This window comes from Clostridioides sp. ES-W-0016-02, assembly GCF_020641035.1.
GTDB lineage: Bacteria > Bacillota > Clostridia > Peptostreptococcales > Peptostreptococcaceae > Clostridioides.
Map to the genome: position 1 here is coordinate 3,205,273 of NZ_CP061361.1, position 16,783 is coordinate 3,222,055.

Consider the following 16,783-nt stretch of genomic DNA (forward strand, 5'->3'; position numbering starts at 1 on the left):
CCTTAATAAATTAAAGACTATCTTGACTCATATCTAAGCGCTCTAAATACAATCAATAGTAATAATAGTATTAATATTATACAAGATAAGGATGTTAAATTAAGTATACTCTTTAACAGACTATAATTACCTACTGTATATCCAACTTCAATTACATCACTTATGTTGTTATCTTTCAAAAATTTATCTTGTGCATGACTTAAATTATCACTACAAATCAGTATTGGCATATTTTCTTTGGCCGATACTACTCCCAAAGAAATATATTCGTTTACATCAGATCTACTTCCAAAATCTAATTTAGCAGTATAGATTTTCTTTATATCTTTTTCATCATAAAACTTCTTTATTAAATCGACATTTGTGCTTGACTTATTTATTTGCTTTATACCTTCTATATTCTTTAAGCTAGAATCAATGTCTGCAATAAACTCTTTTGAATCACCTAATGCATATATTTTTTCAAGGTTTTTACTTTTTAAGAAGTCAATTTGTTCTTCAAAACCTTCATCTTGAGCCCATATTATTGGCATTCCATTTTTAGCTGCATAAGAATATACAGATATGGCATTCTCTAATCCTGTAGTTGAGCTAAGTAAAAATGCCTTATCGAATCCTACTGTTCTGTACATTTCTCTAGCTATCTTTAAAGATGTATCATATCTGTCTTTTCCTCTTATTCTTTCCACTTTAATTCCCATTTTCTCTATATTACGTTCAGCATCTTTAGATACTGCCTTTAAACCACCTATTATCGTAACCTTCTCTGGACCTAGCTCTTTTAGATAATTTCTTGTTACTCTACCAACATTTTTACTCTTAGTTACAACTATCGGAGCATTTTTTACATATGCCAAAGGTGTTGCACTTATACTATCTACAATTGACTCTTCATTTACAAGAATTACTTCTTTAGAATTCTTGAACACTCTTTTATTTAATTCTGTTGAAATCTCTGGTATACTACCTTCTATCAACTCTTTTTTAGGACTTACATCTGCAAATACCCCCACTGTACTAGAAATAGAGATTAGCAAAACTAACGATAATATAGTAGAAATTTTTTTAATCATAAGTTCTCATTCCTTTTCTTTTTGTATTTTTTGACAATAAAAAAGCTCTTTTTTAAAGAGCTTTTTCATTGATTAATAATCTAATATTTTAAAATTATCTAGCTCCGTCTCCTGTCAATACTACTTTAACAGTTTTAAAGAGTATCTTAAAGTCAAGTAATATACTCCTATTTTTTATATAGTAAATATCTTCTTTAAGTTTTTCTTCAGGAGTGATTTCGTATCCACCATTTACTTGTGCCCAACCTGTAAGTCCAGGTTTTATAGCAAGCCTGTTGATAAATCCAGGTATTTCCTCATTAAATTGAACAGTAAAGTTTGGTCTCTCTGGTCTAGGACCTATTAAGCCCATGTCCCCCTTTAATATATTAAACAGCTGTGGAATCTCATCAATTCTAGTTTTCCTAATAAACTTTCCAACCTTAGTTATTCTAGGATCATCTTTTTCAGCCCATTGTGCGCCAAATTTTTCTGCGTCTGTTCTCATAGATCTCAATTTATATATATAGAATCTTCTCCCGCATTTTCCTAGTCTTTCTTGCTTATAAGTTATTGGTCCTTTGTCCTCTATTTTAATAAGAATTCCAAATATTGCTATTAAAGGTAAACCTACTACAAGTCCTAATATAGATAAAACTAAATCCACAACTCTTTGGTACAAGTCAAACAACACTGTGCCTTTTACTATGCTATAGTCAATCTCACTTGCAATTTCTTTATCTGCCCCTGGATAGCTTGTAACTTTAGGTATTTCACATTCATCATTAGTATATCCAGACATAGTTACCTCCATATTGGAATAAAAAATTTTTAAATTCTTAATTTCAACGTATTTCTATCTTATTTTTGACTTATTTCTATATTATACTCAATAATGAGAAGTTTATCAATACAATAAACGTCATTGTAAACAATTTGATTCTTTGCAAAAATATATCATCTCTTGCTATATTTTACATTATAACAGGAGATGATATATTTTGCTTTAATATTTTTTATTTTATTTTACTGTATCTTCTATTCCTATTCCAATTTGAGTTCCCATTGTCTTTACTTTTTCTGCTGTATTTAACTTATCCATGTCGCTCTTATTGTCTATAAATGCGCATTCTACAAGTATTGCAGGATATTTATTGTTTCTTAATACATATAGGTAATCATTTCCATTAGCAAGTGTTCTTGTCTTGATTCCTCTATTTTGCATATTAAATTTCTCTAATATTCTTTTTAATATATTTGATGCCGCAGTCTTAGTTGTTCCACCATTTTTATCTTTTACTTTGTAAAAAATTTCCACACCATTACCAGCTCCATTAGATGCATTGTAATGTATACTTGTAAATAAATCTGGCTTTATAGTGTTTGATAATGTCGTTCTTTCTCCTAAAGCCATTGTTTTATCTGTATCTCTAGTCATAACAACATTTATACCTTTTGAACGTAAATATTCAGTAGTTGCTAGTGCTGTATTAAGAGTATATTTCTTTTCTTGAGCTCCACCATTTAATCCACTTGTTGCTCCTGAGTCAGAACCCCCATGACCTGGGTCTATCACTACAGTTTTTCCTGCTGCTGAACCTGGATTTTCTGGTTCTGTTGGTGCATTGTGTTTTGATAAACTAGATGCTATAGAATTTATAACACTATCCTTCATTCCATCACCAATTTGATATACTGTTCCTGCTGTTTTTTCTGATAAATTTGTACTATGGTATGCAGAAACGTAAGTTTTTGGAGTTATAAGTATTGGAGATTTCAACTTAGCTGCTAAAGGTCCTGCTGTTATTGAGTCAACTATTATGTCAGATTTTGCAACTAACATTGCACTCAATTCTTTATCTGGATAGAAAGTCTTAATTACCTTCGCATTAGTTTCATGTCTATCAGCTCCAGATACTCTGTTTTTTGAAGTCCCATTTTTTGCTATCTTAGATATTTTATCTATAAGTTTTGATGATAGACTTTGGTCTCCACCTATGTAATAAGCTTCTTCTAAACCTTGTGAAGATAGCCAATTATATGTACTTTCTGGTACAGAATCTTTATTAGCTAATATTATAGGTTGTTGGTCTTCACCTGCTTTTGATGAAATATTAAGAGCATCGTACTCACCAGCATATCCATTTGCTATATATATCTTATTAACATCATGATACTTATCGATTTCTTTTGCTATAAGTAAAGATGTTTCATGTCTATCAACTCCACCAATACGAGTTACATTTACATCTACAGCAGATTTTATTTGAGATACTGCCTTTTGTGAAACTGAACCATCATCACCTATGATTATTACATCACTTGGGTTTAGACGTTTTAATTCAGCCTTTGTACTTTCTGGTATATCATCTTTATTTGCAAGTAATATTGGTGCATCATATGTAGAAGCAAGTGGAGTAGCTGTGATTCCATCTGCTGCTAGTTCTCCATTAACTATTACAACCTTACTAGCTCCATCTTTCCATCCTTGTTTACTTATCTCAACTGCTGTCTCAAATCTAGTAGCTCCTGCAAGTTTTTTTACTGGTGCAGAAGTTTTTCTCATATATTCATTCACTGCTTTTGTTGAGTTAGCATCACTTATTATAAACTCTTGTGTAACATCATAATCTTTAAGATTTAACCCCATAGATTCTAAATCTTCTTTATTTAAAACCTTCTGTCCATCTTTACCATTTACTTTTATGCTTTGAAGTTCCCATACATTTAAGTATTCTGGGTCTTTGTTATAGTTTATTACACCTTCATATGTATCTGTTTTTTCATTGTAATTTAAAGTAGCTTCAAGTGGCATATCATAACACATAAAGTTTAATGTTATTGAATCAGCATTTAATTTTTCTTTAAACTTTACACTTGCATTCGATTTACTTCCTAACACAACACTTTTTCTTTGTAAATTTATATTAATATCTGAATTAGATTCTGTATTTGCAGTAGTATTTTCCGCTGCTAAAGCCACGTTTGGTGCCACCATTGCTATAGACAACATTCCTGTTGCTAATAATTTTGTTCTCTTTCTCATCGTATCCCCCCTAGATTTTTAGATCTTTAAATCTTATTTAATTCTTATTTAATTCTTCTTGAACTTGTTTTATATTACATAAATTCAATATTATGTAAATCTTTTTTCATTATAGCACAAAAGATTACAAATTGTAATCTTTTTGTAATCTTTTATGGCATGTTTTTTTAATTTTCGCTAGGGAAAAACTGGATTATTACTGAGAATTTCTGCATATTTAAACAAATTGAATAAATATTTTTTTAAACAAAACACTACATTAAATTTTAATAAATATTTTCTTTTTATACATAAACGACATTATTATAACCCAAAACAATACATACAAGAGAGAAAATACAAGAGAATCCCATGTTGTACCTGCCCAAGGTGTTATAAATTCATATGTAGTCCATTCCACCAAAGTAGTAGGATAATCTACTTTATCAGTAAGTTTTGGTAAATTCCAAAACACATGGCTCAATATTTCAAGACACATATATGTAAAAATAGGGCTACTTCCAAGTGCTATTATTGGAGTAAATATTTTGCTTTTATTTTTGATGTCACATATAAAGTAAAATATTGCCAATAAAATACCATAACTTCCAGCCATTAAAAGTACGAATGAACTTGACCATAATCTCTTATTAAATGGAAAATATTGATTAAAAGCAAAAGCACATATAAGTAAAATGATACTCATAATTAATATTTTAAAGAATTTTTTATACTGTCCTATATTTTCTTTTAGAAGTACACACCCCATAGTACAGCCTAACATACCTGAAGAAATTGCTACTATACTTGTTAAAAATCCATCTGGTTCAAACTCTGGCTTGTACAAATGTCCTTTGAAAAAATGGAAATCCACTAATTGTGCAAGAGAACCTTCTAGCTCAAATCCATATGGTTTTGCCACTATATAATATCCCACTATGATAAATGCAGATATACATAAGAAAGTAATTATAGTTGCAGTGCTTTCTACATTCAGTTTTTTTAGTAGTAAATACACTAGACTAGTTACAAGGTATACTAATCCCATACGTTGAAGCACCCCAAGTATTCTTACAGTACTTAAGTCATGATTTCCTAGGTAATTTAAGAAAAATCCAAACAACATTAGTAAAATACTTCTCTTAAATATACTTAGTATTATTCGTATTGTAGATTTATTATTCTTTAGTTTACTGTTTATTGATATTGGAATTGTAACACCTAAGGATATAACAAAGAAAGGAAATGCAAAATCTGCAAGTGTTACACCATGCCATATAGCATGTCTAAGTTGTGGATACATTCTCATCCAAGTCCCAGGATTATTGCAAACTATCATGAGGGCTATTGATAGCCCTCTTATTATATCAATTGATTTAACTCTATTTTTCATAATTTTTGTATCTAATTTACTTTCAAATCCACTCTCCATATTACCGCCCCCAAGATTTAACTGTATATTTAGCTTTAGCTATGAATCCATCTAACTGTATATCTTCAAATATAAGTCTAAAACATAGCTTTCTTAAATATACATCTTTTTAGTTAAGAAATTTCTTTAGAAATCCAAGTTTATCTAATATATCTTGTATCTTATTAATTTTCTGGCTTATAGAATCTATAGCTTTTTCAATTGAATCAACCTTAGCTTCTAAATCTTCAACCTGATTTACTTTTTTGTCTATAGTACCATGATTAGTGATGTCACTATTAGATGAGTTATCTATAAGCTTTCCTATATAACCATCATTAATCAATTTTGTATCATTAGCAGATGCCAATATCATCATTGTTTCTATATCTGAATTTCTAGTATTTTCTATAACTCTACCATTTTTGTCACGAACTGACAATATAGTTATTGTATCATGATTGTTAAATCCACCTTCTCCAATATTTCTCACTATAACATTTACTAAAGTAGCATAGTTATTTACCTCACCATTAGGCATATCAATAGTGATAGTCTTTGAACAATCACCTTTTATATTCACAGTTATTGGCTTATTTGTTACCATTCTAAAAGCTTCATTTACAGTATCCTCTTTTGGATTAAAGTTAATAATGTCATTAGGACTTGCAATATTTATCATATTAGTTAATTCCTCAACGGTTTTAGCTTCAAAGATAGTTTTATCTTGTAAAGTCTTAATTTCATTAAAAGCTTCTTCATTTCCATTTCCACCAACTTGTGTTACAGTACTTAATTTTTTAGTACTAAGTATATCCCTTTGCTTTGTATTTAGTTTATCACCGACCAAAACAACAGGTGATTCATTCTTTGCTGCCAATACTCCAACTGCCAATGAATCAATAAGTTGATTTTCATGTTTACTTCCATCTTTAGTTACATATAGATTGTTTAAATCTACATCAGAATAAAATTTTTCTATAACCTTGGCATTAGTTTCATTTCTATCCTTTCCACTCAATCTTTCTGCATTAGGAAGACTCTTTTCTACTGCTCTTGAAACAGAATTTGTACCTCCTATTACATATGCCTTTATAACTTTCTCATCTTTTATAAATTTCTCAAATGCTTCTACTCCATTCTTTGGACTAGATAATACTACAGGCATATTATTTTGAGCAGAAGGTGCCCCAACACTTACAGCATCACTTAGCCCTTTTTCGCCATTTACAACAGCTACTTCCTTAACATCTTTAATATCTTTTAGTTTATTTGCTAAAAGTAATGAAGTTTCATATCTATCATTACCACTAATTCTTTCTACATTTAATCCATCACTTTTTAATTGATTCTCTATATCCTTGTTTAACACGGCAGTCCCACCAATTAAATAAATATCCTTAGCTCCCAAACGCTTTAGCTCTGTTTTGGTTCTATCATCCAGTTTATTACTTTCTGTCAAAAGTATTGGAGCTCCTTTAGATTTTGCAAATGGTGTAGCTGAAAGAGCATCAGCCAAAGAGCTATCATTGACTAATACAGCATTATTACTAGAACTATATGCTTTTTGGCTTATCTTTACAGCAGTTTCATATCTCCCTTCACCTATTAATTTTTCCTCTGTAAGTGCATATGATGAAGTTATAGAAATCCCACTTAAAGTAAGCGCTATTGTCAATATTGTTAAAATAGTTTTTGGTGCTTTCATTTTATTACCCCCTTATTTCGTTTAAAATCTTACTATATTATATTATAGAATATATTTACACTATTTTACAGTTTAAAATTATTACATTTTCTAGATAAAAAAATTCTCAACAAATAAGCCCTAACCATATTAACAGTTAGGGCTTATTTCTTTTATATATTTTTAAAGCAATATTAAATATTTTTTAAATTACAAAATATTTAACTTTGTTATTTTCCTAGAAGACTATTTAAGTCATTAAAAGCACTTTCATTTCCATTTCCACCAACTCTAATTGGAGTTTCTATTTTCTTAGATTTAAGTACAGTTTTTTGACTTTCATCTAATTTATTTCCAACTAGAACTACTGGTGAATCAGTTTTAGCACCTAATGCTCCTACTGCTAGTCCATCTATTAAGTCACCTTGACTTTTTGAACCATCTTTAACAACAAAAGCATATTTTAAATCTGAATTAGTATAGAACTTATCTATTATCTTAGCATTAGTTTCATTTCTATTGCTTCCTGCAAGTCTTGTTGGATTTGAAAGCTTACTTTCTAAGTTTGATGATAAAGTAGCTGTACCACCAATTATATAAGACTTAGTTATTTTTGATGAATTTAAAAACTCATCAGCACCTTGTAACTCACTCTTTTCATTAGTAAGTATTATTGGCATATTGTTGTCAGCAGCTGCTGCGCCAACACTAATTGCATCTGCAAGTCCATTGACACCATTTGCCACTGCAACTTGTGAAACAGATTTTATACTATTTAGTTTTTGAGCTAGAGATATACTAGTCTTGTATCTATCACTACCACTAATTCTCTCTATTGATATACCCATATTGCTAAGTTGAGTTTGTATATTCTTACTTAGAGAATTTTCTCCACCTATTAGATAAACCTTTTTAGTTCCTAATCTTTGTAATTCTGATTTAGTTTTTGAGTCTAAATTATCTTTTCCTGTTAAAAGGATTGGAGAATCAATTGCTGCTGTAAATGGTGTAGCTGTTAAAGCATCCACTATTGCATTTCCATTTACTAGTACTGCATTTTGTGAAGAAGTCCATCCTTTCTGACTAACTTTAACTGCTGTTTCATATCTATCTGCTCCAGTTAAAGATTCTCCTGAAGTAGCTTGTCCAGAAGATGTTTTTGTTATAGCTTTTATAACAAAGTTACAAGGAGAAAATTCACTATATGTATTTATATCTTCAAATTTATTGTTTTGAAGTATGTAACTTTCACCTAAGTTTGCTTTAGCTTCGTATAGATAGTATCCATCTATGTTAGTTTCATATGCTAAAGTTGATTTTTCTCTATTAGGATTTGCTGTGTTGTCTATAACTACTACTATTGCACCTTTACCTTTTGGAAGGTTATAAGAGTTAGTAGACACATTTATGTATCCAGAGTATGATACTGTTCCATTTGCAAGTTTTGTCATTGAGTTATTTTGAGGAACTCCATTTACTACTGGTGCATAATATACTTCATATTTTGCTCCTACAGAGTCTGTTTCAAACATAACTGAGTCAAGTTTTTCAGAGTCTCTACTAAAATCAAATACATTTGCTGCTGTTATCTTATTTGACATTATCTTGCTAAGACCAGCATATTCAAGTTGGTACATTTTTTTATCACTATCTGGTTTTGATACTGATTTCATTGAATAGTTATCTGTATCTGTTAAAAGAGTTTTATCTTCATAAGAAATCCAGAAGAATCCTTTCATAGAGTTGAATTCTCCCCAACTACTTTTTACTAACCATGCTCCATTTGATTCTGGTTTAACATCAGATGCAAAGTTATCTTTTGAATAATTATCATCCCATCCCACTATTGATACAGAGTGATTTAAAGGTGCACTTCTATTTGTGCAGTTATATGCTGTTTCATTGCTATTAAAATAGCTTTTATAGTGAGCATAGCCTGATGTTACTGCACCATATTGCATTATTGCATTTTTTACGGTATTTTTATCTTTATTAAGACGTACAACATCTGTCACATTAAACTGTGTAGGTGCAGTATCCATATTTGAAGGTCTCGTTGCACCTTGTTCTTCAGATTTAAGATTATATGGTATGTCCTTTTCTAATTTAGGACCTGCCCATGCTGTAAGATATCCTATAGCTGTTACATTTGAACTACCTGACATATCATCTAAGTCCCATCCATGTGTTCCACCAGTTGACCACCATCTAAAGTGTTCTTCTGAGAGGTCATAAGTTCCATAACCTTTTAACTTTAAATATGATTCTAAAGTTGACATACTAGAAAATGCCCAACAGGTATTAAGCTCTCCTTGATTTTTCGCTGGTGTAGTTAAGCCTAAGTTCATTGGATTGTATGCTACACTTGATTTGTATGATGATGGAAGAGTACTTCTTCCCTTATTTTGAAGTATTGTCCCTTCCATTTCATATGGAACTGGTATTACTCCATTATATTTTGCTGTGTCTCCATTTTTAACATCTTCTAAGTATTGAAGATAGCTTTCAGAATACTCTGCAGTTTCTACTCCATCTAAAGTTTTATTGTTTTCTGCTGAGACATGTATTGTTGACACTATTAAAAAGCAAACTGTCAACAATGCCAGTAGCTTTGACAATTTTTTTAATTTGTACTTTCTCATATTTACCCCCTTGTATGTATTTAATTTTTATTATATCAGATTTCTAAATCTAGGTCATATTTTATTTTTATAAAATATGGATTATAAGTATATATTAATTATATAATCTTATAGCTTTATTCTTTATAGTATTTTAAAATCTATTGATTTATTAATGGATATATTATACTAGAATGTTTTAATTTTTATTTAAAGATAGTTATATTTAATTAGTTTAGGAAGGTTATATTTGATTTAAAAAAAGCATAGAGAGACAATATTATATTTATTTTTTGGAGCATTTACTGCCCTTATCAATATAATTTCATATTTATTTTTTACTTGAGTTATTTTATTTAATTTTATGATTGCAAATGCTTTATTATAGACAATTGCAGTTTTATTTGCTTATGTTACAAATAAGTTTTTTGTATTCAAAAGTATGAGGGTTGAGATAATCTTCTTATTTAAAGAATTTTTATCTTTTCTTAACTTTAAGTTGCTTTCTGGTGTTATTGAAATGGTAATAATATATATAATGATTGATTTACTTTTTGTAAATGATGTTATAGTTAAAGTGATTACAAATATAATTGTTATAATTTTAAATTATTTATTTATTAAGATGATAATTTTTAAGAATCTTAAATAAAAAAATAGCCTACTATTTCAGCAGGCTTCGCTATATATTTAAGTAATATAAATATATTAGATATTAAGGTGTATGTACATATTGAATCTTATTTTCCTTTAATTCGTCAAAGTGTGATTTTACAGAATGATATCCTATTGCGTACTGTCCATTCTCTGGATTCCATTTTTTATAAGCATTCATAGCACTCAGTAGTTTATTTTCTTGACTATTTAAAACTTCCCATACTTCTACATTTGGATTAACTTTTGTGAAATCATTATAGTCATATGGTTCTACATAAAATCTTAAATCCTTTATTTTTCCTTCTTTATATAACTCTAATGCTGCTTCACCTAAAGCTCTATGGTCTTCATGTATTCCACTAGCTTTATATGGGGTCACTGTTTTTACTTTTGCATTTGGATATTTATCTAGATATTTCAATATTATTTCTTTTGCTTTTTCTTTACTCAACTCTCCATCATGAGCTCTATTTTCTTCTATATGTATATTATTTTCTTTAACTCCCATTTCCTTACAACTACCTTTAAATTCTTCATCTCTGTCTTTTGAGAATTCTTCTTCTGGCAGAGAATATTTATGTATGTCTTTTATATGATATGAACATGTTCCTCCATCATCTAATACCTTTCTTATTATTGATTTACTACCATCTGTACATAGTATTACATGTGTATCACTTTTTTCAACATGTTCAATTATTGCATTTCCCATGCTTAAAGTTTCATCATCTTGATGTGGTGAAAAAAATAAAGTTACTTCTACCAATCTTATGTCCTCCCTTTTAATAAAAAATCCGTTAATATTATAATTTTTTCTTAAAATACATGATATGCTATTGCAAATACAATACCTCCAGATAAAACATTACCTAAAAATATGCCTAAAATTGCATCTTTCAATCTCATTTCAAGTAATGATGCAATTCCAGCTGCACTCCAAGTTCCTGTAGTTGGTAGTGGAATTCCAACAAACAAAATTATTCCAATTACACTTATGGACTTTAATTGTTTTGCTCTCTTACGTAATTTATTTTCAAGCAAATCAATTAAATACTTAAAATATCCCTTCACTTTGAAATAATTTAATATATATCTAAATGTTAGTAATATTGGTATGCCTATTATAGTAGAACCAATTAAACATGATAAATATACCAATAATGGATTTAAATCTAATGCCAGCCCCATAGGTATAGCCCCTCTAAGTTCTATGACTGGTATCATAGAAAAAAATATTAAATTTATATATTCCAATATATCTCTCCTTGTATTTATATTTCTTAAAAACACTACTTATTACTCTAATATGCATTTTGATTTACAATTCCTTTAAATATTGTTAAAAATATTATTTTTATATCAAACAAAAATGTCCAATTTTCTATGTAATATAAATCATGCTCTATTCTCTTCTCTATTGAAGTATCCCCTCTATATCCATTTACTTGAGCCCATCCAGTTATTCCAGGTCTTACTTGATGTTTTATCATATATCTTGGGATTTCATCTTTAAACTTTTCCACAAAAAAAGGTCTTTCTGGTCTTGGGCCTACTATTGACATATCACCTTTTAAAACATTAAAAAATTGTGGTAACTCATCTATACTTGTTTTTCTAATTATAGACCCCCACTTTGTTTTTCTAGGATCATTTTTAGTTGTCCATTGAGTTTTTTCTACTTTCTCTTCTTGAACTCTCATAGACCTAAATTTATACATATCAAAGTTCTTTCTATTTAATCCTACTCTTGTCTGCTTATAAATTATTGGTCCTGGAGATGTTAACTTTATTAATATTATTGTTACTAACATTATTGGAGATGTTAATAATATAGCAAATACAGAAAAAAATATATCAAATAATCTTTTACATGCACTATTAAAATAGTTATCTAAAGGCACATGTCTTGTGTCTATTATTGGTATACCATCTAAATCATCTATATATGGCTTTGATGGTATATAATTGTAATAGTAAGGAACCATATTAGTTTTTACTCCAGCCTTTTCACATTGTTTTATTATATATTCTAATCTAATAAAATCCTTTGGAGCTAATGTTATAAATACCATGTCTAAATATGTATTTTTCAATATATATTCCAAATTATCTAGATTACCTAATATATCATTTTTTTCAACTATATTATCTGCTTCTTTTTCCTCACTTAAATACCCTACAATATTATATCCCCACTGTTTATTTTTATTTATCTTATCTGTAAGTTCATTGGCCATACTTGTAGTCCCAATTATCAAACAATGTTTCTGATTAAAACCTTTTGATCTATACTTTCTTAATAAAAATCTTTTTATTATTCTAATTAAACTAGTTAATGTTATATTATAAAATATGAACAACAATAACACTAATCTAGAGTAATTAATCAATTTGAGTATAAATAATATTAATATTAAGATTAATGCTCCAAACATATTAGCATTTACAATATGTCTACACTCTTTATACACATTAATAGTTCTCTTTGCATTATATAAATTAACTACATGATATAATATAAAATACATTGGCACAGAAAATAAAGCTGTCAATATGTATCCTTTTAATCCAATAGAATTAATTCCATCTAGAATATAAAACCTTGTACAATATGCTAAAAAGTATGAAAATATTATAGCTATCATATCTAATATAATCTGTATTCTATTTAGGATTTTCTGATTTTCTTTTATCATACAAACACCTTTTTCTAAAAATTATATTTCTTTACCTAATTATTTTATCATAACTTATAATTTTTTGTAAAATAATCTTAATCAAAAATAAAATTTAAATAAGTCAAAGTAACACATAAAATCCTTATTATCTATAAGACAAAGCATACATACTAGAATAATATTTTAAGTAATCACCTGAAACAACTCTTTCTAGCCATTTTTTATTATTCATGTACCAATCAATAGTTTCATATATACCATCTTCAAATGTATATAGTGGCTTCCATCCAAGCTCTTTGGTTATTTTTGTATTATCAATTGCATATCGTCTATCATGTCCTGGCCTATCATTTACATAAGTAATTAAATCTTTATTTTTATTAAGTTTTTTGATTATAATTTTTACTATATCTATATTTGCTTTTTCATTATTTCCACCAATATTATATATTTCTCCAATTTCGCCTTTATGTAAAACAGAATCAATTCCTCTGCAATGATCTTTTACATGAAGCCAATCACGAATTTGCATACCATCACCATAAATAGGCAATAGTTTATTATTTTCACAATTATTTATCATTAAAGGTATCAATTTTTCTGGAAATTGATATGGTCCATAATTATTAGAACATCTTGTGATATTAATAGGTAATTTAAATGTCTCATAATATGCTCTTACAAACATATCTGCACTTGCCTTTGATGCAGAATATGGACTATTAGGAGATATTGGTGTTTCTTCTGTAAATAGACCTTTTTCTCCTAATGTTCCATAAACTTCATCAGTTGAAACTTGTATAAATCTAACACCATTCATAAATTTAAAGCAATATTTATCATCTGGATTGCATTTCCATTTATTTTTAGCTACATCTAAAAGTACTTGAGTCCCAAGAACATTCGTTTTCAAAAATACTTCTGGATTATTTATACTTCTATCTACATGAGACTCAGCTGCAAAATTTATAACTGTATCAATAAAATACTTGTCAAATATATCTTCAATTAACATTTTATTTGTAATATCACCTTTTATAAAAAAGTAATTATTATAATTTTCAAATTCTATCAAATTTTCAAGATTTCCAGCATATGTAAGTAAATCTAAATTTATTATGTTATAATCATATAGACTCAACATATGTCTAATAAAGTTGGAACCTATAAAACCAGCGCCACCAGTAACTAAAATATTTTTCATTGATTATTCCTCCGCTATATGAATCAGATATTTACCATAATCAGTCTTTAACATCGGACTAGCCAATCTAACAAGGTCATTTTTTGTTATATAACCTTTTCTATATGCTATCTCCTCTATACATGCTACATAAAGACCTTGTCTTTTTTGTACTATAGAAACAAAGTTTGCTGCTTCTAACAAACCTTCTGATGTTCCTGTATCAAGCCACGCCATGCCTCTGCCGAAAAGCTCTACTCTTAATTTTTTTCTTTTTAAGTATTCATTATTTATACTTGTTATTTCTAGCTCTCCTCTTTCAGATGGCTTTATTTTCTTTGCTATTTCAACTACTTCATTATCATAAAAATATAATCCAGGAACTGCATATGTAGATTTTGGATTTTTTGGCTTTTCTTCTAATGAAATTACATTCCACTTCTTATCAAATTCTACTACTCCAAATTGAGATGGGTCTGGAACATTATATCCAAATATTACAGCTCCAGATTTTATATCTACAGCATTTTGTAGCATCTCAGAAAATCCTCTTGCATAAAACACATTGTCTCCAAGAACTAAAGCAACTCTGTCTTTTCCAATAAAATCTTCGCCTATTATAAAAGCTTCTGCTAATCCCTTTGGTTCTTCTTGAATTTTATAAGTTAATCTTATTCCTAAATCATTACCACTTCCCAACAAATTTTCAAACATAGAGATGTCTCGATTAGTAGATATGATTAATATATCTCTTATACCAGCAAGCATAAGTGTTGATAATGGATAATATATCATCGGCTTATCATATATTGGTAACATCTGTTTTGATACAGATTTAGTCAGTGGATATAGGCGTGTACCAGATCCTCCTGCAAGTATAATTCCTTTCATATAATATATCCTCCAAATTAGTTTTTAAATATCATAAATTTACTAAAAATATAATTTAATAGTATAACTAAAAAATTCACACTTATTTTTGATATAAGTTCATCTATACTTATATTTATTAAAATTAACATCCCTAAATTATCAAAAATAAGTGTGAAAAGTCGCATTCCTAAAAAAGCAATAAACTTTTTAAAAGTATTTTTTGTTTTAAAAACATATTTAGTATTCGTAAAATAGGCAAATAATACTGCTATAAAAAAAGCAATTGTATTTGCTTCAAGAATACCAAAAAAGTTACTGCTTAACATAAAGGCAACAGTATTAACTATTACTGTAAGTATACCAAATATAATGTATGCAATTCCTTCATTATACTTAGCCAACAAATGCTTAAAATTAGTATTCATCATTTTTCTCCAAATACGCTACAATATCATCAAAAACATCAAATGCATGTTCTATCACATCATCCATATTATAGTATCTGTATTCAGCTAATCTTCCACACAAAAATAAGTTCTTATATATCTTACACTCATTATGATACTTCTCATAAATCAACCTATTTTTGTCATTTATAACTGGATAATATGGCATATTTCCCTTTTCATTTTCTTTATTATACTCCAGAGGATATTCTATTGATATTGTAGTATAAGGTATATTCTTTTGTCCATTAAACTTTTTATATTCAGTTTTTCTTGTATATCCATCAACCTGTGGATATGACACTATATCTGATGGCAATAAAGCATCAGTTTTCTCTGTATAATATTTTATGTCTAATGACCTATAAGGTAAATTCCCATATTTACAATTTAATAGTTCATCTATTGCACCTGTAAAAACTATACATTTAGATTTTTCTTCCTTGTGTGTAACAATACTACTTTCTTTATCTAAAATTAAAGCTTCTATAGCATTACAATTTAGTCTTACCTCTATATTCTTATGGTTTAATAGATTTTTAAATATATTTGTAAATCCTCCACATGGCATATACTGAAAATCTTTATTTATATAACGCTCATCATACGATAGTGTCATTTGTACTCTATTTAGCACACTTCTATCTATTTCATCTGTATTTAATCCCCATTGTTTTGAAACATATGGCTTATAGGCTTTTTCAAAAATTAATTCTCCAAAATTTCTAATCTTAATATCTTTTTCTTCAAGCATTTCAAAAATAGAAATCCTGTCCCTACCTCGAAATTTTTCACGCAACTTATTTATTACATAATTAGCTTCATTTATAGGTAATAATTGTTTTACAGTTTTAAAATTATATGGTAATCTAATATATTTATTATCAAAAAAACTAAATCCTTTTATATCATGTTCAAACCATTCTCCATATTTATTTAGATATTCTATAATCCAAGGCTTATTAGTAGTCAGTGAATGTGGTCCATACCTCTGCACCAAAACACCATATTCATCAATCTCATCATACATATTTCCAGCTATATGATTTCTTTGTTCTAAAAGCAAAACTTTTAAATTTTTTTCTTCTGCTAATTTTCTACTTATTACGCTCCCTGAAAATCCAGCTCCTACAACTATAACATCAAACAT

The 16,783-nt window shown here is 28.5% G+C and carries 14 protein-coding genes; 1 reads left to right on the forward strand and 13 read right to left on the reverse strand.

Going from position 1 to position 16,783, the window contains the following annotated elements; all coding sequences use genetic code 11:
- Positions 1-17: 17 nt before the first annotated feature.
- The 6 genes from IC758_RS15115 to IC758_RS15140 form a co-directional block, all read right to left on the reverse strand.
- Positions 18-1,073: a cell wall-binding repeat-containing protein gene (locus IC758_RS15115; protein ID WP_227434451.1), complete on the reverse strand. Its 1,056-nt coding sequence runs from the start codon at positions 1,071-1,073 to the stop codon at positions 18-20.
- Between the two features lie 94 nt (positions 1,074-1,167).
- A complete protein-coding gene (locus IC758_RS15120) occupies positions 1,168-1,854 on the reverse strand; it encodes a sugar transferase (protein WP_227434450.1) in 687 nt (228 codons plus the stop codon).
- Positions 1,855-2,073: 219 nt separating this feature from the next.
- Positions 2,074-4,098: an N-acetylmuramoyl-L-alanine amidase gene (locus tag IC758_RS15125; RefSeq protein WP_227835265.1), complete on the reverse strand. Its 2,025-nt coding sequence runs from the start codon at positions 4,096-4,098 to the stop codon at positions 2,074-2,076.
- Between the two features lie 259 nt (positions 4,099-4,357).
- A complete protein-coding gene (locus IC758_RS15130) occupies positions 4,358-5,509 on the reverse strand; it encodes a DUF5009 domain-containing protein (protein ID WP_227860556.1) in 1,152 nt (383 codons plus the stop codon).
- Between the two features lie 109 nt (positions 5,510-5,618).
- Positions 5,619-7,196, reverse strand: coding sequence for a cell wall-binding repeat-containing protein (locus IC758_RS15135; RefSeq protein ID WP_227846066.1), 1,578 nt, complete (start codon positions 7,194-7,196; stop codon positions 5,619-5,621).
- Positions 7,197-7,405: 209 nt separating this feature from the next.
- A complete protein-coding gene (locus IC758_RS15140; protein ID WP_227860557.1) occupies positions 7,406-9,817 on the reverse strand; it encodes a cell wall-binding cysteine protease Cwp84 in 2,412 nt (803 codons plus the stop codon).
- Positions 9,818-10,238: 421 nt separating this feature from the next.
- Here IC758_RS15140 and IC758_RS15145 point away from each other — a divergent pair, with 421 nt between their 5' ends.
- A complete protein-coding gene (locus IC758_RS15145) occupies positions 10,239-10,448 on the forward strand; it encodes a hypothetical protein (protein WP_255630930.1) in 210 nt (69 codons plus the stop codon).
- Positions 10,449-10,511: 63 nt separating this feature from the next.
- Here IC758_RS15145 and IC758_RS15150 read toward each other — a convergent pair whose 3' ends face one another.
- The 7 genes from IC758_RS15150 to glf all read right to left on the reverse strand — a co-directional run bounded on the left by IC758_RS15150 (position 10,512) and on the right by glf (position 16,783).
- Positions 10,512-11,219 carry a PIG-L family deacetylase gene (locus IC758_RS15150; protein ID WP_227835262.1) on the reverse strand — a complete coding sequence of 236 codons (708 nt, stop codon included), beginning with the start codon at positions 11,217-11,219 and terminating at the stop codon, positions 10,512-10,514.
- 50 nt (positions 11,220-11,269) lie between these two features.
- Positions 11,270-11,707: a COG2426 family protein gene (locus IC758_RS15155; protein ID WP_227835261.1), complete on the reverse strand. Its 438-nt coding sequence runs from the start codon at positions 11,705-11,707 to the stop codon at positions 11,270-11,272.
- A gap of 47 nt (positions 11,708-11,754) precedes the next feature.
- Positions 11,755-13,149 carry an undecaprenyl-phosphate glucose phosphotransferase gene (locus IC758_RS15160; protein WP_227835260.1) on the reverse strand — a complete coding sequence of 465 codons (1,395 nt, stop codon included), beginning with the start codon at positions 13,147-13,149 and terminating at the stop codon, positions 11,755-11,757.
- A 127-nt stretch (positions 13,150-13,276) separates the two neighbouring features.
- Positions 13,277-14,335, reverse strand: a complete 1,059-nt coding sequence (gene rfbB / locus IC758_RS15165) for a dTDP-glucose 4,6-dehydratase (protein WP_227860558.1) — start codon at positions 14,333-14,335, stop codon at positions 13,277-13,279.
- Between the two features lie 3 nt (positions 14,336-14,338).
- Positions 14,339-15,205, reverse strand: a complete 867-nt coding sequence (rfbA, locus tag IC758_RS15170) for a glucose-1-phosphate thymidylyltransferase RfbA (RefSeq protein WP_227835258.1) — start codon at positions 15,203-15,205, stop codon at positions 14,339-14,341.
- Positions 15,206-15,222: 17 nt separating this feature from the next.
- Positions 15,223-15,612 (reverse strand): GtrA family protein, encoded by a 390-nt coding sequence (locus IC758_RS15175; protein WP_227835257.1) that lies wholly within the window; start codon positions 15,610-15,612, stop codon positions 15,223-15,225.
- A complete protein-coding gene (glf, locus tag IC758_RS15180; protein WP_227835256.1) occupies positions 15,602-16,783 on the reverse strand; it encodes a UDP-galactopyranose mutase in 1,182 nt (393 codons plus the stop codon). The genes IC758_RS15175 and glf overlap by 11 nt, the downstream gene beginning before the upstream one ends.

What these genes read in the sequence shown, in the direction of transcription:
- IC758_RS15140 (WP_227860557.1), bottom strand. Translation starts at nt 9,817, where the DNA reads ATGAGAAAGTACAAATTAAAAAAATTGTCAAAGCTACTGGCATTGTTG.
- IC758_RS15135 (WP_227846066.1), bottom strand. Translation starts at nt 7,196, where the DNA reads ATGAAAGCACCAAAAACTATTTTAACAATATTGACAATAGCGCTTACT.
- rfbA (WP_227835258.1), bottom strand. Translation starts at nt 15,205, where the DNA reads ATGAAAGGAATTATACTTGCAGGAGGATCTGGTACACGCCTATATCCA.
- IC758_RS15175 (WP_227835257.1), bottom strand. Translation starts at nt 15,612, where the DNA reads ATGAATACTAATTTTAAGCATTTGTTGGCTAAGTATAATGAAGGAATT.
- IC758_RS15120 (WP_227434450.1), bottom strand. Translation starts at nt 1,854, where the DNA reads ATGTCTGGATATACTAATGATGAATGTGAAATACCTAAAGTTACAAGC.
- IC758_RS15115 (WP_227434451.1), bottom strand. Translation starts at nt 1,073, where the DNA reads ATGATTAAAAAAATTTCTACTATATTATCGTTAGTTTTGCTAATCTCT.
- glf (WP_227835256.1), bottom strand. Translation starts at nt 16,783, where the DNA reads ATGTTTGATGTTATAGTTGTAGGAGCTGGATTTTCAGGGAGCGTAATA.
- IC758_RS15145 (WP_255630930.1), top strand. Translation starts at nt 10,239, where the DNA reads ATGAGGGTTGAGATAATCTTCTTATTTAAAGAATTTTTATCTTTTCTT.
- IC758_RS15125 (WP_227835265.1), bottom strand. Translation starts at nt 4,098, where the DNA reads ATGAGAAAGAGAACAAAATTATTAGCAACAGGAATGTTGTCTATAGCA.
- rfbB (WP_227860558.1), bottom strand. Translation starts at nt 14,335, where the DNA reads ATGAAAAATATTTTAGTTACTGGTGGCGCTGGTTTTATAGGTTCCAAC.
- IC758_RS15160 (WP_227835260.1), bottom strand. Translation starts at nt 13,149, where the DNA reads ATGATAAAAGAAAATCAGAAAATCCTAAATAGAATACAGATTATATTA.
- IC758_RS15130 (WP_227860556.1), bottom strand. Translation starts at nt 5,509, where the DNA reads ATGGAGAGTGGATTTGAAAGTAAATTAGATACAAAAATTATGAAAAAT.